This is a genomic window from Nocardiopsis yanglingensis, from assembly GCF_045809185.1.
GTDB classification, from domain to species: domain Bacteria; phylum Pseudomonadota; class Gammaproteobacteria; order Xanthomonadales; family Xanthomonadaceae; genus Stenotrophomonas; species Stenotrophomonas yanglingensis.
Genome location: NZ_JBJNRH010000011.1, coordinates 79836 through 104666, shown reverse-complemented (window position 1 = coordinate 104666; position 24831 = coordinate 79836). Strand labels below are relative to the sequence as shown.

The window sequence follows — 24831 nt, the reverse complement described above, 5'->3', positions numbered from 1 at the left end:
GGGGTTTTGGGGTTGGGCGGGCGGGGGGGCCCCCACTTCTTCCCCCCGGGGGGGCCCCCCCCCCCCCCCGCCACTACCGCTCTGGGTCAGACGATCGCAATCCCCGCCTTGCCCAGCGCCTCACGCACCATCGCGTCGTTGGCGTCGGTCACCGGCTTGGTCAGCTCCCACAGGAACTTCACCCGGAAGCCAGATTTCACCGCATCCTGCGCGCTCCACAGCACGCAGTAGTCGCGGGCCAGGCCGCACACGTGCACTTCGCGGATGCGACGTTCGTGCAGCCAGCCGGCCAGGCCGGTGGCCGGGCGCTCGCCATCAGGGCCGTGGTTCTCGCGGAAGGCGCTGTACGAATCCACCTGTTGGCGCGTGCCCTTGCGCAGGATCAGGTCGGCCACCGTCCAGTCCACGCCCGGGTGCAGGGCGGCACCGGCGCTGCCCTGCACGCAATGGTCCGGCCACAGCGTCTGCGGCTGCGCGTGCAGCAGGATGGTCTCGAACGGGCGCTGGCCGGGGTGCTGGCTGGCAAACGAGGCATGGTCGGCCGGGTGCCAGTCCTGGGTCGCCACCACGGTGCGGTAGCGGCGCTGTGCCAGCAGATCGGCAATCGGTGCTACCAACGCATCGCCCTGGTCGCAGGCCAGCGCACCGCCGGGCATGAAGTCCGGCTGCAGGTCGATCACCAGCAGGGCGACGTCGGCGGGCAGGGCGGTCATGGCAGGTCCGGTACAACAGAAGGGGCGACCAGCGTGGCCGCCCCATGCCTGCACGTCAATCGCCCTGCGGCGTCTCAGCGTCCTGCCCGTAGTACAGCAGGCCGATCTTGATCCGTTCGCGGCCGTTCTCGCGGCGGTGACGGTTGGCGTCGCGCAGCGAGTACACGCAGCCGCAGTACTCCTGCTGGTAGAACTGCTCGCGCTTGCTGATCTCGATCATGCGGCTGGCGCCGCCGCCCTTGCGCCAGTTGTAGTCCCAGTACTGCAGGCCTTCATAGCGCGACGCGGCACGGATGCCGCAGTCGTTGATCTGCGCCATGTTCTTCCAGCGCGAGATGCCCAGCGACGAACTGATGGTGTCGTAGCCATGCTCGTGCGCATACAGCGCGGTGCGCTCGAAGCGCATGTCGAAGCACATCGTGCAGCGGATGCCGCGTTCGGGCTCGTTTTCCATGCCGCGCGCACGGCTGAACCAGTTGTCGGTGTCGTAGTCGCAGTCGATGAACGGGATGTCGTGCTGTTCGGCGAAGCGGATGTTCTCCTGCTTGCGCAGCTCGTATTCCTTCACCGGATGGATGTTGGGGTTGTAGAAGAAGATCGCGTAGTCGATCCCGGAGGCGGTGATCGCCTCCATCACTTCGCCGGAACAGGGCGCGCAGCACGAATGCAGCAGCAGGCGCTTGCCGTCGGCGGGCAGGGTCAGGGTGGGGCGTTGGAGCTCGGTCATCGTCAGGTACCGCATGGACCGCCGGCAACGGCGGTGGCCCATGCATCAGCGCGTGGGTGAACGGGTCTGGCCGGAAACCGTGAACAGGACGCGCGCGGCCACACCGCCTGCACGCGCAGGACGACGACGGCCCCGGCAACCTCCCCGCGGAGATTCCAGGTCGAGTCAGGGGACGGTCGTGTCCCCCGGCCGGGGCCGGTATTCGGGCTGATGGACACGGGCCGCAGCCCACCTACTACCCGCCGCTTCCCAGGCGTGAGCCCAGTGCTGTTGGCAGGATTCGTTTCCATTCACCGCTGCGGGGCAGCTCCGGAATGGGCGCGCGAGGCGCCTTCACCGGATTCCCGTTTAAATCCCTGCCCGCGCCGCAGCGATGAGAGGGATACCTTCGGCGTGTGCAAAGTGGACCTGTTGGTGGCGCGGGTCAAGGGGTACCGGGGTTGGAGCCCGGTGCGCTGCAACGGGATCCGACCCCAGCGGAAGGAAGGGGTCGGATCCCGCTGCCACGCAGCGGGCTCTGGCCCCGGTCGGGATGCAACTTCAACGCCCCGCCGCTGCCCGCGCGCGGATCTCATCCAGCCGCTGGTCGTGCAGCAGGCGGCCGTTCTCCCACACGGTCACCATCGCATCCTCGAAGCCGTCCGGCAGGGTGTCGTCGCCGTTGGCCGGCAGTGGCACCGTATGCAGGCTGCCGTCATCCAGGCGGCGCAGCAGGCGCATGCGGCCGCGCTTGCTGGCCTTGCCGGCGTCGGTGATCGGGTCCTTGTAGACATCGATCCACTCGCCGTCCACCCGTGCGGCCGAACACTTCAGCGCGAACTTCTGCGTATCGCGGTCCAGCCGCTGCAGCAGTGCACCACCCATGCCGAAGGCCACGTTGTCGGCGGCGTAGCCGTCGTCGGTAATGCGCTGCAGGATGGCCCGGATCGTGTCCGGGTTGATGCCATCGCCCTGGATCACCCGCACGTGGTTGAGCACGCGGTAGCCCTTTTTATTGAGGGTGTGGCCGAAGGCTTCATCCAGCCGGCGCAGGCTTTCGGCCACCACCTCCACCGGGTCGCCCGAGTCGGGACGGATGACCAGGGTGGCGCCCGAGGCGATCACTTCATCGCGCAGGGTGGTACCCCAGTGCTCGCTGATCGCGTGGTAGATGTCATAGCTGTCCGACACCACCGCTACGATCGCACCGGGCTTGCCGAACTGGCGCAGCATGTTGCGGTAGGCGTCCACCTCGCGCTCGCGGCCCCAGCTGGTGATGGTGCTGTGCTCGGCGGCGGGAATCGAATGGCCGGCCATCGGCGCGTGGTAGTGCGCGCGCGCCAGGCACAGCGCCGAGACCGTATCGGTGCCGAGGAAGTTGACCAGATGCGCGGCACCGCCCAGCGCGGCCGATTCCAGGCTCGATACACCGCGCGCGCCGAAGTCGTGCAGCTTGAACGGCAGCTGCCCCTGCGGGTCGTCACTGGTCTGCTGCAGGAACGCGGCAATGGTCTGCCGTGCATGCCAGCTGATGGTGGCCACGGTGACCGGGTACCACACGCGCAGCAACAGCGTTTCCAGGTACGAGGGCACCCAGAACGCGGCAGGATCGGTCGATTCAATGGTCATCAGCGCCTGGTGGGTGGGCACCACGCTGCCCTCGGGCACGGCGCGGATGCGCACCGGCAGGTGGCCGCCAAGCCGGTCGACGATATCGCGCCAGCCGGCTTCGTTGAACGGTTCGCCATGCGCGGCGAACAGCGCAGCGGCGTCGTCGATGTCGGCGTGGGTGACCGGCCGTGCCAGGGCGTCCTTGAGGATCGCCTGCAGGCCGAAGAACACCGTGCGATCGTGCAGGCCACCACGTGATTCCACGTAGAAGAAGGTGGCATCGGTACCCGGCGGGTACTGCAGCCAATGGCTGGCCTTGTAGCTGTCGGTGTTGAGGAGAAGATTATCGAGGTAGTGCATGACGGAAGCTCCTTCGCGTCGAGTAACACCGGCGGTCTATCCGCCAGTGGGGAGGCCGGGCAGGTCAGCCGCGGCCGAGGAAGTACTCCAGGATGTGCAGGTGGTCTTCGAACAGCTGCGGGCCCATGTCCAACGCTTCACTCACCGGTATCCAGCGCGCCTTGTCGGCATCGTCGCCACCGCGCACCGGCGGCAGGTCACCGGCCGGGAACTCGAAGTGGAAGCCGTGGGTGATGGTGCGGCCACGCTGGCTGCGGTCGGGGTGGTCGAACACCTGCTGGCCCTTCTGCGAGCCCTTCAGCACCGGCAGCGGAATCTTCAGCCGGGTTTCCTCGCGCAGTTCGCGCAGGCAGCTGTCGAGCAGGCTCTGTTCCTGGCCGACGAAGCCGCCGGGCAGCGCCCACAGCCCCTTGCCGGGTTCCGAACGGCGCCGCACCAGCAGCACGTGGCCCGAATGCACGACCACCGCATCGGTGGTGACGAAGGTGGGCGCGTAGGGCGCATCCTTCCACGCGGCTTTGTACTGTTCGATGAAGCGGTACTCGGCCACCAGCTGGCCATAGGCAGGCGCGCTTTTGCGGAACGCTTCGAGCATGTCGTACACCGGCGCCGGCACGTTGCCACGCAGCATCAACAGCGCGCCGTGGAAGTCGACGTCGCCGGCTTCGAACAGGTAGCGCCGCAGCTCGGTGGCCGACAGGGTGGCGGTGTGCTGCACGTCCACCAGCGGCCACTGCGGGAATTCCCGCAGGTAGTAGCTGGAGGCGTCCTTGTCCATGCCGATCAGGCCAACCTTCGCATCAGCGGCGGCGCCGTCGTTACGCAGCGCTTCGGCCACCTGTCGCTGCACGTTGGCGATCCACTGCGCTTCGTTGTACAGGTGGTCGCGCAGCGGGCGGATCAGCAGGCGGTCGGTGTGGCCATCGAGGGCGGCCTGGATCATCACGGCGCGTTCGGCCACGGTCCAGGGATTGCGCAGGCTGCGAGGGGTATCGGCAGAGCCGACCAGGAAGATCAGCTTGCGGGCCCGGCTCAGCGCCAGGCGGGCAACGGCGGCATGGCCGTTATGGAAGGGCTCGAATCGCCCGATGAAGACGAGATAATCGAATTCCATGAGAATCCCTCATGTCGTTGTGGCAGCCGCGGGTCTGTCCCTTGGCTTGCTGCAGATGCTACGCCGATGGCGGGGCGGGTCAAGCCTGCAGGCATGCCTTCCGCTGAACGCCGGAGATTCCTGCCCGGACTGCGCTGGTGTTCTCAGGCCCTGAGAAGCCTCTGCGCCATACTGGCACCCACGCGGCGGACGGCATGCTCGGGGGCAAGACAGTGGCGGACAAGTACTGCGATCTGGTCATGAAAGGCGGCATCACCAGCGGCATCGTGTACCCCAATGCGGTACTGGCGCTGGCGCGCGAGTATCGCTTCAAGAGCATCGGCGGCACCTCGGCGGGCGCCATCGCTGCGGCGGTGGCGGCCGCGGCTGCATGCGGTGATCGCCGCCAGCAGGCCGGCGAGCACCTGCCCGGCGATGCCGGCTACGGCGGGTTGTCGGCGGTATCGGCGCAGCTGTCGCGTCGCGGCTTCATCTACAGCCTGTTCCAGCCGGCACGGGGCGCGCGCGCCGCCTACCGGCTGCTGGTGGTGCTGACCGGCAATGCCGGCCTGCCGCACAAACTGCTGTGCCTGGCCATCGCGGTATTCGAGATCGCGCCGCTGGAAGTGCTGGTGTCGCTGGCGCTGCTGCTCGGCCTGGGCTGGTGGGGCGGCGGCTGGAGCGGCGTGGCCGCCACGCTGCTGCCATCACTGCTGTGCGCTTACGGCGCCGGCGTGGCCGGTGCCGCGCTGCGGGTGGCGCGGGTGGCGCGGCGCAATCTGCTGGGCCTGTGCAGTGGCCTTGGCCGCGACGCGCGCAAGCCAGCGTTGACCGAGTGGCTGCACGAGTGCCTGCAGCAGTTGTCAGGCAAACCGCTGGATGCACCGCTCACCTTCGCCGACCTGCACGATGCGCCGCGCTATGCCGGCGAGCCGGACAGCCCGCATGCGATCAGCCTGCAGATGATCACCACCTGCGTGTCGCACAACGAGCCACGCACACTGCCGCTGGGCGGCGCGCAGTTCTGGTTCCTGCGCGAGGAGTTCGAGCAGCTGTTCCCCGCCAGCGTGGTGCAGTGGCTGGTGACGCAGGCCGGCCTGCCGCTGGAGGTGGACGGGCGCCGGTACTACCACCTGCCGCAGGGCCCGAAGCTGCCGGTGCTGGTGGCCACGCGCATGAGCCTGAGCTTCCCGCTGCTGATCAGCGCGGTGCCGCTGCATGAGCCCTCGCGCCGCGAACGCCGCTGTGAACCGACCGCGCCAGCAGCCGACCAGGAGCACAACGTGGCCGACAGCATGGAAGGGCTGACCAGTGCCGGGCAGACCTGCGGCCCGGTGATCACCGCGTTCCGCATCTGCTGGTTCTCCGATGGTGGCATCAGCAGCAACTTCCCGATCCACCTGTTCGACGCCGCCCTGCCGCGCTGGCCAACCTTCGCCATCAATCTGGTCTACCCGCAGCATGCCGAAGACGTGAGCCACGGCAGCAGTGGCCGCCAAGCGCTGGAGCATGCCGTGTTCCTGCCCACCGAGAACCGCCACGGCTGGCAGCGCACCTACCAGTCGATCGCCACGCCGCTGGCCGCTGCGGAGCTGGGTCGTTTCCTGTTCGCGGTGGTGGCGACCATGCAGAACTGGCGCGACCTGCTGCAGGCGCGCGCGCCGGGCTACCGCGACCGCATCGTGCACGTCAGCCTGCAGGGCGACGAGGGCGGCATGAACCTGGACATGCCACAGGAGGTGCTGACCCGCATCGCCGACAAGGGCAGCCTTGCCGGTGCGCGCTTCTGTTCGTTCTCGTTCGAGAACCACTACTGGATCCGCTGGCGCAACCTGGCTTCGGCCTACCAGCGTTACACGCTGGAAGTGGCACGCACCGACGACCCGGCAGAGCAGGTGCTGGCCTACCGCGCGGCGTACTCGATGGTTGCCCGCGGTGAACCGGCACCGCCGTCATACAAGCTGGGCTCAGAAGACAAGCGGCTGGCCTCGCAGCAGCTGTGGGGGTTGATGGTCGAGCAGGGACGTACCTGGGAAGACCTCGGCCCGGACCTTACTGACGGCGCACCGCGTCCGTTGCCGCAGATGAAAGTGACGCCGATCTACTGATCTCCGCCGCAGCCGATTGAACTGTTCTGGTGGGTGCCGACCTTGGTCGGCACGATCTGACCCCTGCGGTGCCTCATCGCCACGACGCCACCACTGCATCACCCTGCAATGGCGCATACAAGGGCAATGCCAGCTCCTGTTTCACCCAGCCCGGATTGAGCGCACGCAGGCCTGCCAGGTACTCGCGGGCCAGCGCGATATCCCCTTGCCGCATCGCCAGGCGCGCAGCGCGCGCCCAGGTACGGTCCCAGCCATGGGCCAGCGACAACGAGGTCGCCAGTGCTGCACGCGCCCCTGCCACATCGCCTTTGTCCCAGCGCTGCTCGGCGCGGATGATCGCCTCGTTGGACAAGCGCATGTCGTACAGCTCGCGCAGCCTCGCGACCGCGCGTGGGTCAGCGTCCACGCGCAGATCGGTGTCCTGCCAGTCGCCTCCCGGCGTGCGCACCAGCAGCGCGGCCGACCACTGCCCACTGCGCTGGCCGCCTGCTGCCTGGCCGGCTTCCAGTGCCGCCAGCAGGCGCGCAGCCAATTCTCCGTGTGATGCGGTGAAGACGCGTTGCATCGTGGCCAGCACCTGCGGCCCAGCCAGACCATTGCCCTGCACGCTCAGCATGCCTTCGCCCTGCGCACCGGCCCAATCCGCCTGCTGCGCGGTAGCGCCGGTGTACTGCGCATTGCCGCCGCGCGCGCTGACCAGCCCCACCTGGCGCTCGGCAAGCGTGGTGCCATCGAAGTCGCCGTCTTCATCCAACAGCTGCTTCAGCACCTGCGCAGGCGTGCGACCCCTGGCCAGCAGTTCAAGGCCTTTGGAGCCATAGGTCGGGTTGGTCTCGAACTGGCTGGCGACCGCGCCCACCTTCGCCTGCGCCCACGGCACACCCACGCCGCCGACCGCCAGGTTATGCGTAGCCACCGCCACCCCGCAGTCGCCGGCCTCGTTGCAGGCCGCAATGGAAAAGGTCGCCCACGCCGGCGCGGCGACGGCAGCGAGCAGCAGGGCCAGGCAAGTGCGCAGCAGGAACATGGCCAACTCCGTGGGCAGGCATTGCAATGGGATGCAGCCTACGCACGAAAGGTTTAGTAGATCCACGCCATGCGTGGATGGAACCCCATCGAAATCGAATATTTCGAACATCGAAGAGCATCCACGCATGGCGCGGATCAAGCGTGTCGACCAAGGTCGACACCCACCAAGAGCAGCGTGCCGACCAACGGTCAGCACCCACCAACAGCAGCGGGAACCACCCCGCCATCCCACGGAATGCACGCTGTTGCTTTTGCTGTTGCCTTGGATTGAAGCAGGTGCAGGGCGCAGCCCTGCCGAACCACCCCTACCGCCCCGGCAACTGCGCGAACGCGCGCTGCATGCAGTCCTCGCGCGGACACACCCGGCACCCCGGCCCGATCGACACCGAGTTGCCCGGGCTCTGCACATCCAGCCCCAGTGAATACACCAGCCGCTCGGCATGCTGCAGATCGCAGCCCAGCGCCACCGCAAATGTCTTGCGCGGCTGGCCATGGCCCACCGGGCCACTGCTGACCTGCCGCGCCAGCCAGAAATGGCGCCGACCATCGGGCATGCGCGCTGTCTGGGTGAGGATGCGCCCGGGCTGGTTGAACGCCTCGTACACGATCCACAGCGGGCACGAACCGCCCACCTGCGAGAAATGGAAATCGGTGGCCGAATGGCGTTTGGACACATTGCCGGCGCGGTCCACGCGGATGAAGAAGAACGGCAGGCCGGGCGCACTGCGCCGCGCCAGCGTGCTCAGCCGATGGCAGACCGCTTCGAAGCCGACGCCGAACTGGTGCGCCAGCAGTTCGATGTCGTAGCTGCTGGCTTCGGCCGCACGCAGGAAGCGCATGTACGGCATCACCAGCGCGCCGGCAAAGTAATTCGACAGGCCGATGCGTGCCTGCGCGATGCGTGCCTCATCGGTGAAGCCGGCGCGCGCCACCACCGCATCGATCTGCGGCAGGTAGCCGTGAAGGGCCAGCTCGGCCGCCATCTGGAACGCCTGCTGGCCGGGCTCCAGGTAATCGGGCAGCCACAGCCGCCGCGCACCGGCATCGTATTGCCGCTTCTCGCGCCCGGCCTGCAGTGCGGCCACTTCCACCAGCACGCTATGGCGGTCGGCCAGCAGCTGGCGCAGCCGCGGTGCCACGTGCCCGGGCGACAGCCCCCACTCGGCGAACAGCTGCTCGGCCAGCTCGTCCAGCTCGGGAATGTGGTTGTGCATGCGGTTGAAGAATTCGCGGACCTGGTCGCCCGCCGGCAGTGTGCTGCCGGCGCCGGGCTCGCCCAGCTGGAATTCCAGCGCAGCGGCATGCTCGCGCAGCGCCAGGTGACGACGGTGCAGATCCAGCAGCGCGCGGCTGACCTGCGGCAGGTTGCCGGCCAGCGCGCGCAGCTCGGTCGCGCTGACTTCGGCCAGGCCGAGGTCGCGCAGAGTCTCGCCCAGCGCTTCCTGCAGCGCGGCGGGCTCATCGTCGTCGAACAGGGAAGAAACATCGCCCAACACCTCACCCAGCTTCTTCTGCACCGCTGGCGTGAGTGGGCGCTTGTTGCGCTCGATCTGGTTCAGGTAACTGGCCGACAGTCCCAGCGCCCGTGCCAGATCCGCCTGGCTGTAGCCGCGCTGCTCGCGCAGCCGCAGCAGGCGCAGGCCAAGTTGTCGCTGGGGGGCTGAATAATTCACAGAATTAACATGAATCGTCTGGCGTGTTGGCCAGATTAAGCGGATTCAGCCCGGAAATCGAGGTGGGTGCTGTGAATAATGCCAAGCATCTTTCGCACCCTGTGGGATTGTCGTCATGACTGTTGCAGCGCCCCGTATCCGCATGCTGATCGATGGCCAGTTCGTTGAATCGGCCACCTCCCACTGGCAGGACGTGATCAATCCGGCCACCCAGGACGTGCTGGCCAAGGTGCCGTTCGCCACCACCGGCGAAGTGGACGCCGCCGTCGCCGCCGCCAAGGAAGCCTTCAAGACCTGGCGCAAGACCCCGATCGGCACCCGTGCGCGCATCTTCCTGAAGTACCAGCAGCTGATCCGCGAAAACATGAGCGAGCTGGCCCACATCCTCACCGCCGAACAGGGCAAGACCCTGCCGGACGCCGAAGGCGATGTGTTCCGCGGCCTGGAAGTGGTCGAGCACGCCGCCGCCATCGGCAACCTGCAGCTGGGCGAGCTGGCCAACAACGTGGCCACCGGCGTCGACACCTACTCGATCATGCAGCCGCTGGGCGTGTGCGCCGGCATCACCCCGTTCAACTTCCCGGCGATGATCCCGCTGTGGATGTTCCCGATGGCCATTGCCACCGGCAACACCTTTATCCTCAAGCCGTCCGAGCAGGACCCGATGGTGACCATGCGCCTGGTCGAGCTTGCCCTGGAAGCCGGCATTCCGAAGGGCGTGCTGAACGTCGTCCATGGTGGCGAGGAAGTGGTCAACGCGATCTGCGACCACCCGGACATCAAGGCCGTTTCGTTCGTCGGTTCCACCCGCGTCGGCACCCACGTCTACAACCGTGCCTCGCTGGCCGGCAAGCGCGTGCAGTGCATGATGGGCGCCAAGAACCACGCCGTGGTGCTGCCGGACGCCAACAAGGAACAGACCCTCAACGCGATGGTCGGCGCCGCCTTCGGTGCCGCGGGCCAGCGCTGCATGGCCGCCTCCACCCTGGTGCTGGTGGGTGAAGCACGCAACTGGGTGCAGGATCTGGTCACCAAGGCCAAGACCCTGAAGGTCAGCGGCGGCACCGTCGCCGGCACCGACGTCGGTCCGGTCATTTCCTGCAGCGCCCGCGAGCGCGTGGAAGGCCTGATCGCCTCGGGTGTGGAGGAGGGCGCCAAGCTGGTGCTGGATGGCCGCAAGCCGCAGGTCGATGGTTTCGAGAAGGGCAACTTCGTCGGCCCGACCATCTTTGCCGGTGTCACCACCGACATGCGCATCTACCAGGAAGAAATCTTCGGGCCGGTGCTGGTCATCCTCGAAGCGGAGACGCTGGAAGAGGCCATCGCGATGGTCAACAGCAACCCGAACGGCAACGGCACCGCACTGTTCACCCAGTCCGGTGCGGCCGCGCGCAAGTTCCAGGAAGACATCGACGTCGGCCAGGTCGGCATCAACGTGCCGATCCCGGTGCCGGTGCCGCTGTTCTCGTTCACCGGTTCGCGCGCCTCCAAGCTGGGCGATCTGGGCCCGTACGGCAAGCAGGTGGTGCTGTTCTACACCCAGACCAAGACGGTCACCGCGCGCTGGTTCGATGACGAGACGCTCAGCCATGGCGTCAACACCACGATCAGCCTGAAGTAACGGCAGGAGCAGCCATGAGCCACTCGATGACGACGGAACTGGAAGAAGCGCAGCAAGCGTACCGCGAGGCGGCGCGCGACTTCGCACAGGCCGAACTGGCGCCACACGCCGCGCGATGGGATGCGGAGGGCATCTTTCCGCGCGAGGCGATCGCCAAGGCCGGTGAACTGGGCTTCTGCGGTCTGTACATGGACCCGGAAGTGGGCGGCAGCGGCCTGAGCCGACTGGACGCCGCCGTCGTCATCGAGGAGCTCGCCAACGTCGATCCGTCGACCGCGGCCTACATCAGCATCCACAACATGGCCTCTTGGATGGTGTCCAAGTGGGGTCAGCCGGCGCTGCGCGATGCGTGGGGAACCGATCTGTCCTCGGGCAGCAAGCTGGCCTCGTACTGCCTGACCGAACCGGGTGCAGGTTCCGATGCGGCTTCGCTGAAGACCACCGCCGTGCGCGACGGTGACGTCTATGTGCTGAACGGCTCGAAGGCCTTCATTTCCGGCGCCGGTGCCACCGAGCTGCTGGTGGTGATGGCGCGTACCGGTGGTGCCGGTGCCGGCGGCGTCAGCGCCATTGCGGTGCCGGCCGACCTGCCGGGCATCAGCTTCGGCCGCAAGGAAGAGAAGATGGGCTGGAACAGCCAGCCCACTCGTGGCATCACCTTCGAAAACGTCCGCGTGCCGGTCAGCCACCTTCTGGGAGAGGAAGGCGGCGGCTTCAAGCTGGCGATGAAGGGGCTGGACGGCGGCCGCATCAACATTGCCGCCTGCTCGCTGGGCGCTGCGCAGGGTGCGCTGGACGCTGCACGCCGCTACATGGGCGAGCGCCGCCAGTTCGGCAAGGCACTGGCCGAGTTCCAGGCACTGCAGTTCAAGCTGGCCGACATGGTCACCCAGCTGGTGGCCGCCCGGCAGATGGTGCACACCGCTGCGCGCAAGCTCGATGCCGGTGCCAGCGACGCCAACGTGTGGTGTGCGATGGCCAAGCGCTTCGCCACCGATGCCGGCTTCAACATCTGCAACGAAGCGCTGCAGATCCACGGGGGCTACGGCTACATCCGCGAATACCCGATCGAGCGCCTGCTGCGTGACTGCCGCGTGCACCAGATCCTGGAAGGCACCAACGAGATCATGCGGGTGATCGTTGCCCGTCACCTGCTCAACACCGAAGAGGAACTGCGATGAAGGATTGGCGTACCCAGGAGCACGTGGGCCTGAAGGTGGAGGTGGATGGCCACACCGCCGTGGTCACCCTGAACAACCCGCCGGCGCATACCTGGACCGTGCACAGCCTGTCGGCGCTGCGCGACCTGGTGGGCGCGCTCAACGCAGACCGCGACATCTACGCGCTGGTGATCACCGGCGACGGCGAGAAGTTCTTCTCCGCCGGTGCCGACCTCAACCAGTTCGCCTCGGGCGACAAGGCCGCTGCACGTGAAGCCGCGCGCCGCTTCGGTGAAGCCTTCGAGGCGCTGTCCGGGTTCCGTGGCGTGTCGATCGCCGCGATCAACGGCTACGCCATGGGCGGCGGCCTGGAATGCGCGCTGGCCTGCGACCTGCGCATCATCGAAGACCACGCCCAGGTCGCGCTGCCGGAGGCCACCGTCGGTCTGCTGCCGTGCGCCGGTGGCACCCAGAACCTGCCGCGCCTGGTGGGCGAGGGCTGGGCCAAGCGCATGATCCTGCTGGGTGAGCGCATCAACGCCGAGACCGCGCTGCGCATTGGCCTGGCCGAAGAAAAGGTCGGCAAGGGCGAAGCCAAGGCACTGGCGCTGGAATGGGCGAAGAAGGCCGGCAAGCAGAGCCCGACCAGCATCGCCGCCTGCAAGACCCTGGTGCAGGCCACCCGCACCGGCACCCACGCCTCGGCGCTGGTGGCCGAGCGCGAAGCCTTCGTCGACCTGTTCGACACCGCTGACCAGGTCGAGGGCGTGACCGCCTTCCTGGAAAAGCGCGCCGCGCAGTGGAAGAACGCATGAGCACCGACACCGCTGCCGACGACGCACCGGTGCTGTTCGAAGAGCGTGCGGCCGGCAACGGCACGCGCATCGGCATCGCCACGCTCAACGCGCCGCGCACGCTCAACGGCTTCTCGCTGCCGATGGCGCACCTGCTGCTGAAGCAGTTGAATGCCTGGGCCGACGACGACGGCATCGCCATGGTGGTGCTGCAGGGCGCCGGCGAAAAGGCGTTCTGCGCCGGCGGCGACCTGCACAGCCTGTACAAGAGCATGGTCGCCTTCCGCGAGGCCGGCCGCAGCGACATCCGCGAGAACGACTACGCGGCCGAGTTCTTCGACGTCGAATACCGCGTCGATTACCTCATCCACACCTATGCCAAGCCGATCCTGTGCTGGGGCCATGGCATCGTGATGGGCGGTGGCATCGGCCTGATGTCCGGTGCCAGCCACCGCGTGGTCAGCGAGCGCTCCAAGCTGGCCTTCCCGGAAATCACCGTCGGCCTGTTCCCGGATGTGGGCGGCAGCTGGCTGCTGCCGCGCGTACCCGGCAAGGGCGGCCTGTTCCTGGCCCTGACCGGCGCACTGCTCAATCCAGGCGATGCCATCTATGCAGGCCTGGCCGATGTGCACGTGGCTGAAGAACGCCGCAGCGCGGTGTTCGATGCGCTGCTGCAGGTGGCCTGGTCCAGTGACGCCGCACACAACCACGAACGCCTGACCCATCTGCTGCAGTCGCATGCCAGCGATGCCGCCACCGGCCCGCTGCTGGCCAATGCAGCGCAGGTCGAGGCGCTGTGCGAAGGCGATGACCTGCAGGCCATCGTGGCGCGCATTGCCGGTCTGCAGACCGACGATGCCTGGCTGCAGGCGGCACAGAAGACCCTCGCCGCCGGTGCACCCGGTTCGGCACGGCTGTCGTACGAACTGCAGTGCCGCAGTGCCGGCCAGGACCTCGCCGCGATCTACCGCCTGGAGTACATCGTCGCCCTGCATTGCGCCGCCCATGGTGATTTCGCCGAAGGCATCCGCGCGCTGCTGATCGACAAGGACCGCAATCCGCAGTGGAACCCGGCCACCCTGGCCGAGGCCACCGGCGCGTGGGCCGACACCTTCTTCGCTTCACCCTGGGCCGATGCCGCGCATCCGCTGGCCGACCTGGGCACTCCCCTTGTTGAAAGGAGCCTTGCATGAGCCGCATTGCATTCATCGGGTTGGGCAACATGGGTGGCCCGATGGCCGCCAACCTCGTCAAGAACGGTCACACCGTGCGTGTGTTCGACCTGGTCCCGGCCGCGGTGCAGGCCGCCGTCGATGCCGGCGCCAGCGCGGCCGCATCGGCGCGCGAAACCCTGGCCGATGCCGAGGTGGTGATCTCGATGCTGCCGGCCAGCCGCCACGTCGAAGGCGTGTACCTGGGCGACGACGGCATTCTTGCCGCGATTCCGGCCGGTGCACTGGTCATCGACTGCAGCACGATCGCACCGGCCAGCGCACGCAAGGTCTCTGAAGCCGCCGCCGCACGTGGCCTGCAGATGATCGACGCACCGGTGTCCGGCGGTACCGCCGGTGCCCAGGCCGGCACCCTGACCTTCATCGTCGGTGGCGAAGAGGACGCGCTGGAGCGCGCGCGCCCGGTGCTGCAGGCAATGGGCAAGAACATCTTCCACGTGGGCGCCAGTGGTGCCGGCCAGGTCGCCAAGCTGTGCAACAACATGGCGCTGGGCGTGATCATGGCCGTCACCGGCGAAGCCATCGCCCTCGGCGTGGCGCACGGGCTGGATCCGAAGGTGCTGTCGCAGATGATGGCGGTCAGCACCGGCCGCAGCTGGGCCACTGAAGTGTGCAACCCGTGGCCGGGCGTGCTGGAAAACGCCCCGGCCTCGCGCGGCTACAGCGGCGGTTTCGGCAGCGATCTGATGCTGAAGGACATGGGCCTGGCGGTGGAAGCGGCGATGAGTGTCGGCGCCTCGATCCCGCTGGGCGAAGTGGCCCGCAACCTGTACTCGATGAACCATCAGGCCGGCCGCGGCAAGCTGGATTTCTCCAGCGTCGTGCAGCTCATCACGAGCGAGAAGTGACCTGGTAGTGCCGGCCGCTGGCCGGCAACCTCATGCCCCCGTGCGGGACAACGAAGGTGGGATGGGCGGATGTTCGGTTTCGACCGGCATCCGCCCATTTTTTTGGGGTCGGATCCCTTTCGCGTAGCGAAAGGGCTCTGACCCCGAAGACGCCGTGATGGGCCGCGATGGGGTCAGAGCCCTTTGCCTTTGGCAAAGGGATCCGACCCCGACCGCATCAGGCAACGATCAGCGTCACGTCGATGTTGCCGCGCGTGGCATTCGAGTACGGGCACACGATGTGCGCCTTCTGCACCAGCTCTTCCACCTGCTCGCGCGGCACGCCCGGCACGTTGATGGTCAGCTCGGCCTCGATGCCGAAACCGGTCGGGATCTGGCCGATGCCGACCTTGCCGGTCACGGTGGTGTCGGCCGGCAGCGCGACCTTGGCCTGGCCGGCCACGAACTTCAGCGCGCCCAGGAAGCAGGCCGAGTAGCCGGCCGCGAACAGCTGCTCCGGGTTGGTGCCCGGGCCACCGGCGCCGCCCAGCTCGCGCGGGGTCGACAGCTGGATGTCCAGCACGTTGTCGGACGAGACGGAACGGCCTTCACGGCCGCCGGTGGAGGTGGCCTGGGCGGTGTACAGAACCTTTTCGATGGACATCGGGATGCTCCTGGTCGGTGGGTGGGTGTTGCGTTGGAGCCTACTTTGCCCGGTTTCCGCGTACGTTGGGTTGCAATGCGTACGAAAAACTTGATCGATCGTCCTGTCGGCCTAGATCGTCCACTCGCGGTCGGTGGTGAACATGATGGTCAGCCAGCGGTCCGGCGAGGCTTCGCCCAGTGCATCGCCGATCTCGTCGCGCAGCTGGTCCCATTCCACCAGCGGCCGCGGCGGGTCGTTTTCCGGCACCACGAAGAACAGCTCGATCTGCTCGCCACGCCCCACCTGGGCCACATAGCTGCGGTGCTCGACGAAGCCGTGCTTGGCCACGATCGCGCGTGCCACTGCATCCACATGGGCCTGCAGTTCCGGCGGGGTGACCAGCAGGATGCCGGCCAGCGCCCGGCGCACGGTGCCGAGCGGGGCGATCATCACCAGCACGCAGACGAAGGCGAGGATGGCCGGGTCGATGTACGGCCCGATCCAGGCCAGCGAGGTGCCCTGCACCAGTACACCGCCGAGGAAGGCCAGCAGGTAGCAGGCCGACATGCTGGCCGCGATCACCCAGTTCTTCGCGTCCAGCGCGATGAACTCCGACCCGATGCGGCGGTTGGCGCGCAGGATGAACCAGGCAAGCGCGCCTTCGCCCACGATCGACAGCCCGGCGAAGGCAATGGCCGGGCCGAGGGCGATGTGGCGGCCACCGGACATCAACGCGTCCACCGCATTGACCAGGGCATACAGCGCCGCGCCGATCATCAGTGTGCCGCTCACCCCCAGCACGATCGGCTCCAGGTGCCAGAAGCCCATGGTGAAGCGCTGGTTGAGCCGCGACTGCAGCGCGTCGGTCTGGGTGGACAGCGCGATCAGCCGCGCCACCAGCAGCGACAGCCAGGTCATCACCACGTCGATCAGGCCATAGATGCCGTCGAAGATGATCAGCGAGGAATTGGCCAGCAGGCCGAACACCACCGCCGCCGCGGCCAGCAGCAGCGAGGCGGCGATCGACAGGCGAAGCACGCCCTGTTCGGTGGCGGGGTCGAAGAACTGTGGGCGGTTGGCGGCCATGGTTCAATTGTAGAGCGGCGCCATGCTCCGCTGCCGTTGCGGCCTGCCGATGCTGTCCCTGGGCAGCTCTGTGCCGTAGACTGCGCCCCTCCCACGTACCGACGCCCGCCTGCAGTGATCACGCCACCCTGACCCTTGCCGCACATCGGCAGCCGGCCCGCCCGGCTCAGGAACCCGTGTCTTTCCACTGCAGCGCCATGCGGCCACGCCCGCCTGCGCGCGGAGTTTTCCCATGCAAACGTCCTACCCCCTGCGCCAGCAATGGCTCGGCAACATCCGTGGCGACCTGCTGTCCGGCATCGTCGTCGCCCTGGCCCTGATTCCCGAGGCCATCGCCTTCTCGCTCATCGCCGGCGTCGACCCCAAGGTCGGCCTGTATGCTGCGTTCTCCATTGCCGTCATCACCGCCATCGCTGGTGGCCGCCCCGGCATGATCTCTGCCGCTACCGGTGCAATGGCGCTGGTGATGGTCGACCTGGTCAAGGACCACGGCCTGCAGTACCTGTTCGCGGCCAGCATCCTGGCCGGCCTGCTGCAGGTGCTCGCGGGCGTGTTCAAGCTTGGCTCGTTGATGCGATTCGTCTCGCGCTCGGTCATCACCGGCTTCGTCAACGCGCTGGCGATCCTGATCTTCCTGGCACAGATGCCGGAACTGATCGGTCGCGGCCCGACGGTGTACGTGCTGTGCGCCGCCGCGCTGGCGATCATCTACCTGCTGCCGCGCCTCACCCGCGCGGTGCCGTCGCCGCTGGTGGCCATCGTCGTACTCACTGCCGTGGTGATCGGCTTTGATGTGGACGTGCGCAGCGTGGGTGACATGGGCCAGCTGCCTGACAGCCTTCCGCATTTCCTGTTGCCCGACGTGCCGCTCACCTGGGAAACGCTGCGCATCCTGCTGCCGGTGTCGGCCACGCTGGCCGTGGTCGGCCTGCTCGAATCGATGATGACCCTGCAGATCGTCGAGGACATTACCGAGACGCCCAGCGAGCGCAATCGCGAATGCGTCGGCCAGGGCGTGGCGAACACGGTCACCGGTTTCCTCGGCGGCATGGCCGGCTGCGCGATGATTGGCCAGTCGGTGATCAACGTGACCTCCGGTGGCCGCGGCCGCCTGTCCTGCCTGGTGGCCGGCGTGTTCCTGCTGGTACTGGTGGTGTACGGCAGCGACCTGGTGCGGCAGATCCCGATGGCCGCGCTGGTGGCGGTGATGATCATGGTCAGCATCGGCACCTTCAGCTGGCGCTCGCTGCGCGACCTGCGCACGCATCCGCGCAGCTCGTCTGCCGTCATGCTGCTGACCGTGGTGGTCACCGTGGCCACCCACGATCTGGCCAAGGGCGTGCTCAGCGGTGTGCTGCTGTCGGCCCTGTTCTTCGCGCGCAAGGTTGGCTGCATGCTGGATGTCCAGCGCGACGATGCCGGTGACACGCAGGTCTACCGCGTGCGTGGGCAGGTGTTCTTTGCCTCGGCGGGGCAGCTGGGAGCGGCGTTCGATTACCAGCGCGTGGCGCCGAAGGTGCAGATTGAACTGCGCGATGCCCACCTGTGGGACCTGACCGCCGTGGCCGCATTGGAACGCGCGCAGGAAAAGCTGGCCGCACATGGGGCGGAGGTGACGGTGGTGGGGCTCAACGCCGCCAGCCAGACGTTGATCGAGCAGGTGGGTGGCGCGCGCAGCGCGCACTGAAGTGGTAATGCTTCAATGCCCGCGTCGGTTCTGGGGGCGGCTAAGCCTCCAGAATTCTCCTGAATCGGCTTTTCAGTGCGGTAGCGCCATTACAGATGGAGAGTCCATATGCGGCCAGTGCCTTGGCAGACTCGGTATCATCCTTGGCCTGCCATGAAAGGGCAGACAACAGGGCCCTTCGGACGCGCGTGATCGAACTGAAATGTGCCGGTGTCGTGTCGGCTTGAATGGCTGCGACCGTCAAGGCTTCACAGATGGAATCGATATCCTGGAACTGTGAAAAGAAAAGAAGGGCATTCTCTGTCAAAAGAGCATCCACCTCGGTCTTGAGCAGATCAGCGTCCTGTTCAACGCTTATCCAATGATCGCTTTTCCCCGGAGGAGCTGCCCTGCATCTCACGTCGCAGTCGGTTTCGTTGAGATTCGTGGTCTGATCCATGCAACGCCCCGGGATGAAGCGGGCAAACACGCCGACATTGAACGCGAGTGCCTTGCCGTCGCTTCTGGTCTGCGGTGAGATAACATCGATGAAATTCTCGCGGAATCTTGTGAAGGTTGGTCCACTTCGGACAAATCCTGCGTCCTTTACGGATGCGTAGACGATGCTCAGGGCATGCTTTTCGATAGCGGTCATGAGGCGAACATGAGGTGGGAGGATGATTGCAGGCAAGGCATCTCAGACTGGACAAGCCGGTGCGAGATGCCGAGCGTATCGCCTCGGCTGGGAGTGGTAGCTGGCATTGACGTCAGAGGTCGTCGCTTTTAACGCCAATTGCTATTTGGCCGTCGTTCCCTGACGCGCAAAATCCCGAAAAGCATCGGATCGCATGATGCAGATTGCAGCTTTTCTCATTGCCAATATTCTGCGTATAGAAGCAGGCTGAAGACACGCGATTCTGCATTCAAGGAAGCGGCTTCCATGAAATCGAATTTTTCAGTGTCATTCAAATGTCTGTTGGCTTTTGCGCTTGCGCTTGGTTCGACGACATGGCCGGGATTGATGGCGTTGGACCGCCTTGCGGTTGTCGTGGATCGAACCACGCGCTACAGCGCTGGAACTGGCGAAGCGAGTGAAGTCATTCGATGGTTGGACGCGCGCAAGGATGCCCACCAGCGTACGCTTGCACTTGGAACACTGACCATTCGCCATCGCTGTAAGCGGGAGCGGGATTCATCTCGGACGCCAGCCATCCAAACCCTTTCCCATCACGGTGTGCCCGGAGATAAGATCACTATCACCAACGATCTTCCAGGATGCGCAAGCGAGACGTGGACGTTTGCATGGACCGGAGATGGCCAGCACGCATACTGGAAGCAGACCTCCTATGGATGGCGCGCATGAACCACTTAGGAAAAGCTGCGGACGGACGTATCGGTCGTCGAATCAGTTGCGCGACCCAGGCAGTTCCGCGCCATGCCAGGCGGGAGCGTCGAGCGCGATCAAACCGGACCGGCTGAGTGGCTGTTCGCCTGCACAATCGAATGCACCTCGAGGGCCGAAAGCACATTGAAGCGTGGGCACGCTCCGGGACGCAAGACTTGGCGTTTGCGACGATCCTCGACGTACCTCAGCCAACGCCCCCGTCGGCCTCAAGCCGACGAGGGGGCGAGTAAGGCAATGGCATTCGCAGGCCCGTGGGCCTGCATTCCTTACGCCATCATGGCCCGCGGGCCGTGCTGCTGGGTCTGCTGGTCGATCTTCTGCTGCTCGCGCTGCTGATCGCTCACCTGCAACGCCCGCTCGCTGTTCTCCTGCACACTCTGGCGCATCGCGTCAGCGGTCGATACCGGCGCGGTATTGCGGTTCAACGCGCTTTCGTCGTGCAGCGCATTGGCCTGCACCGCACGTGCCATCGAGCCATCCTGGTTCAGCTCAACGCGATCAATCCGGTACAGGCCGGCACGCGCAGCTTCCACGGTGAGGGCAGCGGCCAGCTTCTCGCTGTGCTCGCCGGAGGGCAGGCCACGCGCTTCTTCGGCGAACTTCACCTGCACCAGGGTCTCGGTGTACAGCCAGTTCTGCGGGCTGCGCGGGTCGGACATCGGGTACACCGTTTCGCGTGCTGGCTCGGCTGCCGCCTGCTGTTCCGGCGTGTTGCCCTGTGCCTGCGCACGCTGCTGCACTTCATTGGCCAGCGCCTGGCGGGTTTCCGCATCGGCAATGCCTGTGGCGGGCAGGTTGTGCTGCTGCTGGAAGGCGTTGATCGCGTGGCGGCTGCCACCGCCCAGATAGCCATCGCTGCCGATGGCCTGGCCCTTGGCGTCGGTCAGCCCCAGCGCGGCGAGGTTGCCCTGGAGTTCGCGCGCGTCGCGGTCGATGGCGGCCAGCGTGGCCGGCCCGGCCTTGCCGTCCACCGGGTCCAGATTGTGCGCGCGCTGGAAGTCTTCCACCGCCTTGCGGGTGGTGGCATCGAAGCGCCGGTCCGGATTCAGCGTCTGCTGGCCGTCAGCACTGGCATAGCCCAGCGTTACCAGATTGCTTTCCAGCTTCAGCACCTCGCGGCCACTGGAGCCTTCCTTCAAGGTCTGCGAACCGGCCTGCTGGCGCGGCGCGCCGATCTGGTCCAGCGCCACCTGGATGTCGGCATCGTTGTGTTCACCGGCGGGCGAGTAATCGCGGCTGCTGACCTTGGCGTGGGCGCGGTCCATCGCCTCCTTGTTGTTGGCGTACGCGTCTTCGTAGCGCACGGCGATGTCACCGGCCTTGGGTGCATCGAAGTACTGGTAGGTCTCGCGGATCTGCCCGGCCTTCTCGCGCAGCGCCTCGTAGTCACCGCCCTCTTCCAGCACCTTCTGCAGTTTGGGCAGCTGGCTGGGCAACTGGTTGGCGGTCTTGGCGATCAGGCTGATCGCTTCGAAGCGGTTTTCCTCGGCGATGTTGCTGCCATGCGCGTCCACCATCGTCATGCCGATCCGGGTGGCGTTGCGCACCTGCGGGTAGTCGATGTTGGCGTGGATCCACTGCTTGCCCTCGGCCGAACCGGCCCAGGCGTTGATGCTGTCGCGCGTGTTGGTGTCGATGAACTGGATCGAGCTGCGCCCGCTGAGGCCATTGCCGTGGCTGAGCAGGTCGCGGCGCAGGTTGGCGTGGTCCTGGGTGAAGGGCAGGTTATGCGCCTTGGCGTAGGTGCTGGCCTGTTCGACCACGGCGTCGACATAGGTCGTTTCGCCGGCCTTCAGTGCATGGCCGTCGATGGCGCCCAGCGCCCATTCGCCACGCTGGCCGAAGTCGACCTGGATCGCGCCCAGGCTGTAACCGCTGTTCTGCGCGACTTTGTTCACCGTGCCCCAGTGCGGTTCGGTCACACCCTGGGTGATGCCGGCGATGGCCAGATGGTAGGAGGCGGGGCCGCCTTCGGTGCCTCGGCCGACCGCGAAATACACCGCGCCGGAAGTGGCATCGAGATCATGGGTATCGATGTTGGTTGGCATGTCTTACATCCTTGTGCAGTCAGAGGGGCTGCCCCTCATGGGTCAGTCCAGCAGCTGGAGGTACTTCTGCAGCTGGTCGGCACGCGCGCTCAGGCGCATCACGTCGTTCAACTCGCCCTGCAGGTTGCCGGGCTGCGAATCGTCGTACAGCGCGGTATCCAGTTCGCCATCGCGGCTGCGCGACTGCAGCCACGCGCGCTGGGCGTTCACCAGCTTGGTCTTCTTCGCGCCACTCAGCTTTGCCTGCAGCTGACGGTAGGCCTGGTTCAGGCGCTGGTCCTGACGGGTGCTTTCCGAGGTCAGGCAGGCGGCCTGCTCGACCGCGCCCTGCGCCTTGTCCCGGCAGGTGGTGAAGGTCGGGCTCAGCCCGCTGGCAGCCGGTGCTGCGGTTGCCGTGCCGATGGCCAGGGCGGCCACCGCCAGCGCGGCGGCGAGGGTCCTGCTCATACGCTTGTGCTGCATCATCTGCTCCACTCGTCCAATCCATTGCGAGCGCTGGACTATAGCGGCGCCAATATTTCGTCGTCGTCAACGAATCGCGACAACTGTGACCGGTTGCTCGTCATTGCGGACGGGCGCCGGGCCGGTGCGCCGCAGGGGTCTCCGGGCGCCACCCGCCGCCATTCAGCCACCCGGTGTAAACTATTGATCTCACTGGCAATGCCAGTCTCCACGATCAACGCCCCGATGACGTCCGCCACCGCCCGTTACGCCGATTCCCTGCGCCTGTCCGTTGCCCCGATGATGGACTGGACGGACCGCCATTGCCGCGTGTTCCATCGCGTGCTGGCGCCGGGTGCACGCCTGTACACCGAGATGGTGCACGCCAATGCGGTCATCCATGGCGATCGCGAGCGCCTGCTCGGCTTCGACCGCAGCGAACAGCCGCTCGCCCTGCAGCTGGGCGGCAGTGATCCGGCGCTGCTGGCGCAGGCCGCACGCATCGCCGCTGAGTGGGGCTACGACGAGGTCAACCTCAACTGCGGCTGCCCGTCCGACCGCGTGCAGGCCGGCCGTTTCGGCGCCTGCCTGATGCGCGAGCCGGTGCTGGTGGCCGAGTGCGTGGCGGCCATGGTCGACGCTGTCGAGATCCCGGTGACGGTGAAGTGCCGCCTGGGCGTGGACGAGGACAACGACTACGACGTGTTTGCCAGCTTCGTCGACCGCCAGGTTGCCGCTGGTGCGGCGATGGTGGTGGTGCATGCACGCAACGCGTGGCTGAAGGGCCTGTCGCCGAAGGAAAACCGCGAGGTTCCGCCGCTGAAGTACGACTGGGCCTATCGCCTCAAGCAGGAGCGCCCGGCATTGCCGGTGGTGATCAACGGTGGCCTGGCCAGCATCGAAGCGGTCCAGGCGCAGGCCGCGCACGTCGATGGCGTGATGCTGGGCCGTGCGGCCTACCACGACCCCTATCTGCTGCATCAGCTGGAGGCGCTGCACACCGGCGCCCCGCTGCAGGCCCGTGGTGACCTGCTGCGCGCGCTGCGCCCCTACGTGGAGGCGCGCCTGGGCGAAGGTCTGGCGCTGAAGCACATCACCCGCCACCTGCTCGGCCTGTTCCATGGCCAGCCCGGTGGCCGCGCATTCCGTCAGGTGCTGAGCGAGGGTGCCCACCGCCCGGGCGCCGACTGGAGCCTGGTCGAACAGGCTCTGGCGGTCACCGAACGCGAAGCTGATCGCGCCGCAGCGTGACCTCGGGCACATTCCTGACTTGACAAGGGGCGGCGATTCGTCCCGAATGTTCACTTAGCTGAACAACCCGGACGCAGGGCCGGAAAAGTTCAGACCGGATTCACTGCCCCAAACCAAGAATTTGCAAAGGATTTGTAAAACGCCGGGTCCCGAACCCGGCACCCGGATTTACGACTTTTGAACGAATCGCCGTGCTCGGCTAGGATCGCATCGATGTCTTCCGCTCCCTTCCATTGCCGCATTGCCCTGGCCACCTGCGTGGTGCTGTCGGCTGTGCCGGTGTCTTCGGCGCTGGCGCAACAGCCGCCGCGTGGCGAGCAGGGGCGGGCGGAGATGATGGAGCGCGGCGAGCGTGGCAACCGTGGCGACGAGCGATCGCTGTCCGATGCCGTGCGCCGCGTGCAGCGCACCACCGGCGGCCACATCCTCGGCGCCGAGCGCGTGCCGTTCGATGGTCGTGACATCAACCGGGTGAAGTACATGGACGATCGGGGCCGGGTCCGCTACATGGACGACCCCGCCCCGTCGCGTTCACAGCCGCGCACGCCGCGGTCGGATATGTCATCACTACGCGGCGATAACCCCTGAACAGGGATAGTCGTCGTTATCAACCCGTACCCCACAGGCCTCCGGGCCACACCCAGGACACTAGGGAGAGTTCATGCGTATCCTTCTGGTCGAAGACGAAGCCCCGCTGCGTGAGACCCTGGCAGCCCGGCTCAAGCGCGAAGGCTTTGCCGTCGATGCTGCGCAGGACGGCGAGGAAGGCCTCTACATGGGGCGCGAAGTCCCGTTCGATGTCGGCATCATCGACCTCGGCCTGCCCAAGATGTCGGGCATGGAGCTGATCAAGGCCCTGCGTGACGAAGGCAAGAAGTTCCCGGTGCTGATCCTGACCGCGCGTTCGAGCTGGCAGGACAAGGTCGAGGGCCTGAAGCAGGGCGCCGACGACTACCTGGTCAAGCCGTTCCACGTCGAAGAGCTGCTGGCCCGCGTCAACGCGCTGCTGCGCCGTGCCGCTGGCTGGAGCAAGCCGACCCTGGAATGCGGCCCGGTCGCCCTGGATCTCGCCGCCCAGACCGTCAGCGTCGCCGGCAGCAATGTCGACCTGACCAGCTACGAGTACAAGGTGCTGGAGTACCTGATGATGCACGCCGGTGAACTGGTCTCCAAGGCCGACCTCACCGAGCACATCTACCAGCAGGACTTCGACCGCGACTCGAACGTGCTGGAGGTCTTCATCGGCCGCCTGCGCAAGAAGCTGGACCCGGATGGCGAGCTGAAGCCGATCGAGACCGTGCGCGGCCGCGGCTACCGTTTCGCGATCCCGCGCAACGAGGGCTGAGCCGGCTCACCCTGGC

22 protein-coding genes and 1 riboswitch are annotated in these 24831 nt (G+C 66.6%); of the genes, 11 read left to right on the top strand and 11 right to left on the bottom strand.

Annotated elements, in window-relative coordinates; all coding sequences use genetic code 11:
- Positions 1-86: 86 nt before the first annotated feature.
- The 4 genes from pncA to ACJ7C5_RS15200 form a co-directional block, all read right to left on the bottom strand.
- Positions 87-713, bottom strand: coding sequence for a bifunctional nicotinamidase/pyrazinamidase (gene pncA / locus ACJ7C5_RS15215; RefSeq protein WP_180845007.1), 627 nt, complete (start codon positions 711-713; stop codon positions 87-89).
- Positions 714-768: 55 nt separating this feature from the next.
- Positions 769-1440 (bottom strand): epoxyqueuosine reductase QueH, encoded by a 672-nt coding sequence (locus ACJ7C5_RS15210; RefSeq protein ID WP_008264648.1) that lies wholly within the window; start codon positions 1438-1440, stop codon positions 769-771.
- A 176-nt stretch (positions 1441-1616) separates the two neighbouring features.
- A riboswitch (cobalamin riboswitch) is annotated at positions 1617-1846 on the bottom strand.
- Positions 1847-1980: 134 nt separating this feature from the next.
- On the bottom strand, positions 1981-3390 hold the full coding sequence (locus tag ACJ7C5_RS15205) for a nicotinate phosphoribosyltransferase (RefSeq protein WP_412704357.1): 1410 nt from the start codon (positions 3388-3390) through the stop codon (positions 1981-1983).
- Between the two features lie 64 nt (positions 3391-3454).
- Complete coding sequence (locus ACJ7C5_RS15200; RefSeq protein WP_412704356.1) at positions 3455-4504, bottom strand: bifunctional nicotinamide-nucleotide adenylyltransferase/Nudix hydroxylase; 1050 nt, start codon at positions 4502-4504, stop codon at positions 3455-3457.
- A gap of 239 nt (positions 4505-4743) precedes the next feature.
- On the opposite strand from ACJ7C5_RS15200, the gene ACJ7C5_RS15195 reads away from it, so the two are divergent.
- Positions 4744-6591, top strand: coding sequence for a hypothetical protein (locus ACJ7C5_RS15195; protein ID WP_412704355.1), 1848 nt, complete (start codon positions 4744-4746; stop codon positions 6589-6591).
- Between the two features lie 73 nt (positions 6592-6664).
- On the opposite strand, the gene ACJ7C5_RS15190 is transcribed toward ACJ7C5_RS15195, so the two are convergent.
- The gene (locus ACJ7C5_RS15190) at positions 6665-7618 is read right to left on the bottom strand and encodes a DUF1028 domain-containing protein (RefSeq protein WP_412704354.1); all 954 of its coding nucleotides are present in this window, start codon (positions 7616-7618) and stop codon (positions 6665-6667) included.
- Between the two features lie 307 nt (positions 7619-7925).
- Positions 7926-9293, bottom strand: coding sequence for a helix-turn-helix domain-containing protein (locus ACJ7C5_RS15185; protein ID WP_097048204.1), 1368 nt, complete (start codon positions 9291-9293; stop codon positions 7926-7928).
- Positions 9294-9408: 115 nt separating this feature from the next.
- On the opposite strand from ACJ7C5_RS15185, the gene ACJ7C5_RS15180 reads away from it, so the two are divergent.
- The 5 genes from ACJ7C5_RS15180 to mmsB are packed head-to-tail and all read left to right on the top strand — an operon-like array spanning position 9409 to position 14948.
- Positions 9409-10914: a CoA-acylating methylmalonate-semialdehyde dehydrogenase gene (locus tag ACJ7C5_RS15180; RefSeq protein WP_412704353.1), complete on the top strand. Its 1506-nt coding sequence runs from the start codon at positions 9409-9411 to the stop codon at positions 10912-10914.
- Positions 10915-10928: 14 nt separating this feature from the next.
- Positions 10929-12095 (top strand): acyl-CoA dehydrogenase family protein, encoded by a 1167-nt coding sequence (locus tag ACJ7C5_RS15175; RefSeq protein ID WP_412704352.1) that lies wholly within the window; start codon positions 10929-10931, stop codon positions 12093-12095.
- Complete coding sequence (locus tag ACJ7C5_RS15170; RefSeq protein ID WP_087921197.1) at positions 12092-12889, top strand: enoyl-CoA hydratase; 798 nt, start codon at positions 12092-12094, stop codon at positions 12887-12889. Before ACJ7C5_RS15175 ends, ACJ7C5_RS15170 begins: the two co-directional genes overlap by 4 nt.
- Positions 12886-14061 carry an enoyl-CoA hydratase/isomerase family protein gene (locus ACJ7C5_RS15165; RefSeq protein ID WP_412704351.1) on the top strand — a complete coding sequence of 392 codons (1176 nt, stop codon included), beginning with the start codon at positions 12886-12888 and terminating at the stop codon, positions 14059-14061. Before ACJ7C5_RS15170 ends, ACJ7C5_RS15165 begins: the two co-directional genes overlap by 4 nt.
- Positions 14058-14948, top strand: coding sequence for a 3-hydroxyisobutyrate dehydrogenase (mmsB, locus tag ACJ7C5_RS15160; protein WP_004136647.1), 891 nt, complete (start codon positions 14058-14060; stop codon positions 14946-14948). Before ACJ7C5_RS15165 ends, mmsB begins: the two co-directional genes overlap by 4 nt.
- A gap of 217 nt (positions 14949-15165) precedes the next feature.
- On the opposite strand, the gene ACJ7C5_RS15155 is transcribed toward mmsB, so the two are convergent.
- Both ACJ7C5_RS15155 and ACJ7C5_RS15150 read right to left on the bottom strand, forming a co-directional pair.
- A complete protein-coding gene (locus ACJ7C5_RS15155) occupies positions 15166-15591 on the bottom strand; it encodes an organic hydroperoxide resistance protein (RefSeq protein ID WP_004153735.1) in 426 nt (141 codons plus the stop codon).
- A 111-nt stretch (positions 15592-15702) separates the two neighbouring features.
- Entirely contained in the window at positions 15703-16659 is a 957-nt protein-coding gene (locus tag ACJ7C5_RS15150) for a cation diffusion facilitator family transporter (protein WP_097048208.1), read from the bottom strand.
- Positions 16660-16891: 232 nt separating this feature from the next.
- Here ACJ7C5_RS15150 and ACJ7C5_RS15145 point away from each other — a divergent pair, with 232 nt between their 5' ends.
- Positions 16892-18346, top strand: a complete 1455-nt coding sequence (locus ACJ7C5_RS15145; protein ID WP_412704350.1) for a SulP family inorganic anion transporter — start codon at positions 16892-16894, stop codon at positions 18344-18346.
- A 40-nt stretch (positions 18347-18386) separates the two neighbouring features.
- Here the strand turns inward: ACJ7C5_RS15145 and ACJ7C5_RS15140 are convergent, their stop codons facing one another.
- Entirely contained in the window at positions 18387-18980 is a 594-nt protein-coding gene (locus ACJ7C5_RS15140) for a DUF4304 domain-containing protein (RefSeq protein ID WP_412704349.1), read from the bottom strand.
- A gap of 285 nt (positions 18981-19265) precedes the next feature.
- Between ACJ7C5_RS15140 and ACJ7C5_RS15135 the strand changes: the two genes are divergently transcribed.
- A complete protein-coding gene (locus ACJ7C5_RS15135; protein ID WP_412704348.1) occupies positions 19266-19688 on the top strand; it encodes a hypothetical protein in 423 nt (140 codons plus the stop codon).
- 308 nt (positions 19689-19996) lie between these two features.
- On the opposite strand, the gene ACJ7C5_RS15130 is transcribed toward ACJ7C5_RS15135, so the two are convergent.
- A complete protein-coding gene (locus tag ACJ7C5_RS15130; RefSeq protein WP_412704347.1) occupies positions 19997-21778 on the bottom strand; it encodes a peptidoglycan-binding protein in 1782 nt (593 codons plus the stop codon).
- A 42-nt stretch (positions 21779-21820) separates the two neighbouring features.
- The gene (locus tag ACJ7C5_RS15125) at positions 21821-22225 is read right to left on the bottom strand and encodes a lysozyme inhibitor LprI family protein (protein WP_295553145.1); all 405 of its coding nucleotides are present in this window, start codon (positions 22223-22225) and stop codon (positions 21821-21823) included.
- A gap of 240 nt (positions 22226-22465) precedes the next feature.
- Between ACJ7C5_RS15125 and dusA the strand changes: the two genes are divergently transcribed.
- From dusA to ACJ7C5_RS15110, 3 genes are all read left to right on the top strand, one after another.
- Positions 22466-23470, top strand: coding sequence for a tRNA dihydrouridine(20/20a) synthase DusA (dusA, locus tag ACJ7C5_RS15120; protein ID WP_412704346.1), 1005 nt, complete (start codon positions 22466-22468; stop codon positions 23468-23470).
- 213 nt (positions 23471-23683) lie between these two features.
- Positions 23684-24058: a hypothetical protein gene (locus ACJ7C5_RS15115; protein WP_088023429.1), complete on the top strand. Its 375-nt coding sequence runs from the start codon at positions 23684-23686 to the stop codon at positions 24056-24058.
- Positions 24059-24131: 73 nt separating this feature from the next.
- Positions 24132-24815 (top strand): response regulator transcription factor, encoded by a 684-nt coding sequence (locus tag ACJ7C5_RS15110; protein WP_004136763.1) that lies wholly within the window; start codon positions 24132-24134, stop codon positions 24813-24815.
- Positions 24816-24831: the final 16 nt, after the last annotated feature.

Coding starts and splice junctions, on each gene's coding strand:
- pncA (WP_180845007.1), bottom strand. CDS start 713: ATGACCGCCCTGCCCGCCGACGTCGCCCTGCTGGTGATCGACCTGCAG.
- ACJ7C5_RS15210 (WP_008264648.1), bottom strand. CDS start 1,440: ATGACCGAGCTCCAACGCCCCACCCTGACCCTGCCCGCCGACGGCAAG.
- ACJ7C5_RS15205 (WP_412704357.1), bottom strand. CDS start 3,390: ATGCACTACCTCGATAATCTTCTCCTCAACACCGACAGCTACAAGGCC.
- ACJ7C5_RS15200 (WP_412704356.1), bottom strand. CDS start 4,504: ATGGAATTCGATTATCTCGTCTTCATCGGGCGATTCGAGCCCTTCCAT.
- ACJ7C5_RS15195 (WP_412704355.1), top strand. CDS start 4,744: ATGAAAGGCGGCATCACCAGCGGCATCGTGTACCCCAATGCGGTACTG.
- ACJ7C5_RS15190 (WP_412704354.1), bottom strand. CDS start 7,618: ATGTTCCTGCTGCGCACTTGCCTGGCCCTGCTGCTCGCTGCCGTCGCC.
- ACJ7C5_RS15180 (WP_412704353.1), top strand. CDS start 9,409: ATGACTGTTGCAGCGCCCCGTATCCGCATGCTGATCGATGGCCAGTTC.
- ACJ7C5_RS15175 (WP_412704352.1), top strand. CDS start 10,929: ATGAGCCACTCGATGACGACGGAACTGGAAGAAGCGCAGCAAGCGTAC.
- ACJ7C5_RS15170 (WP_087921197.1), top strand. CDS start 12,092: ATGAAGGATTGGCGTACCCAGGAGCACGTGGGCCTGAAGGTGGAGGTG.
- ACJ7C5_RS15165 (WP_412704351.1), top strand. CDS start 12,886: ATGAGCACCGACACCGCTGCCGACGACGCACCGGTGCTGTTCGAAGAG.
- mmsB (WP_004136647.1), top strand. CDS start 14,058: ATGAGCCGCATTGCATTCATCGGGTTGGGCAACATGGGTGGCCCGATG.
- ACJ7C5_RS15155 (WP_004153735.1), bottom strand. CDS start 15,591: ATGTCCATCGAAAAGGTTCTGTACACCGCCCAGGCCACCTCCACCGGC.
- ACJ7C5_RS15150 (WP_097048208.1), bottom strand. CDS start 16,659: ATGGCCGCCAACCGCCCACAGTTCTTCGACCCCGCCACCGAACAGGGC.
- ACJ7C5_RS15145 (WP_412704350.1), top strand. CDS start 16,892: ATGCAAACGTCCTACCCCCTGCGCCAGCAATGGCTCGGCAACATCCGT.
- ACJ7C5_RS15140 (WP_412704349.1), bottom strand. CDS start 18,980: ATGACCGCTATCGAAAAGCATGCCCTGAGCATCGTCTACGCATCCGTA.
- ACJ7C5_RS15135 (WP_412704348.1), top strand. CDS start 19,266: ATGAAATCGAATTTTTCAGTGTCATTCAAATGTCTGTTGGCTTTTGCG.
- ACJ7C5_RS15130 (WP_412704347.1), bottom strand. CDS start 21,778: ATGCCAACCAACATCGATACCCATGATCTCGATGCCACTTCCGGCGCG.
- ACJ7C5_RS15125 (WP_295553145.1), bottom strand. CDS start 22,225: ATGAGCAGGACCCTCGCCGCCGCGCTGGCGGTGGCCGCCCTGGCCATC.
- dusA (WP_412704346.1), top strand. CDS start 22,466: ATGACGTCCGCCACCGCCCGTTACGCCGATTCCCTGCGCCTGTCCGTT.
- ACJ7C5_RS15115 (WP_088023429.1), top strand. CDS start 23,684: ATGTCTTCCGCTCCCTTCCATTGCCGCATTGCCCTGGCCACCTGCGTG.
- ACJ7C5_RS15110 (WP_004136763.1), top strand. CDS start 24,132: ATGCGTATCCTTCTGGTCGAAGACGAAGCCCCGCTGCGTGAGACCCTG.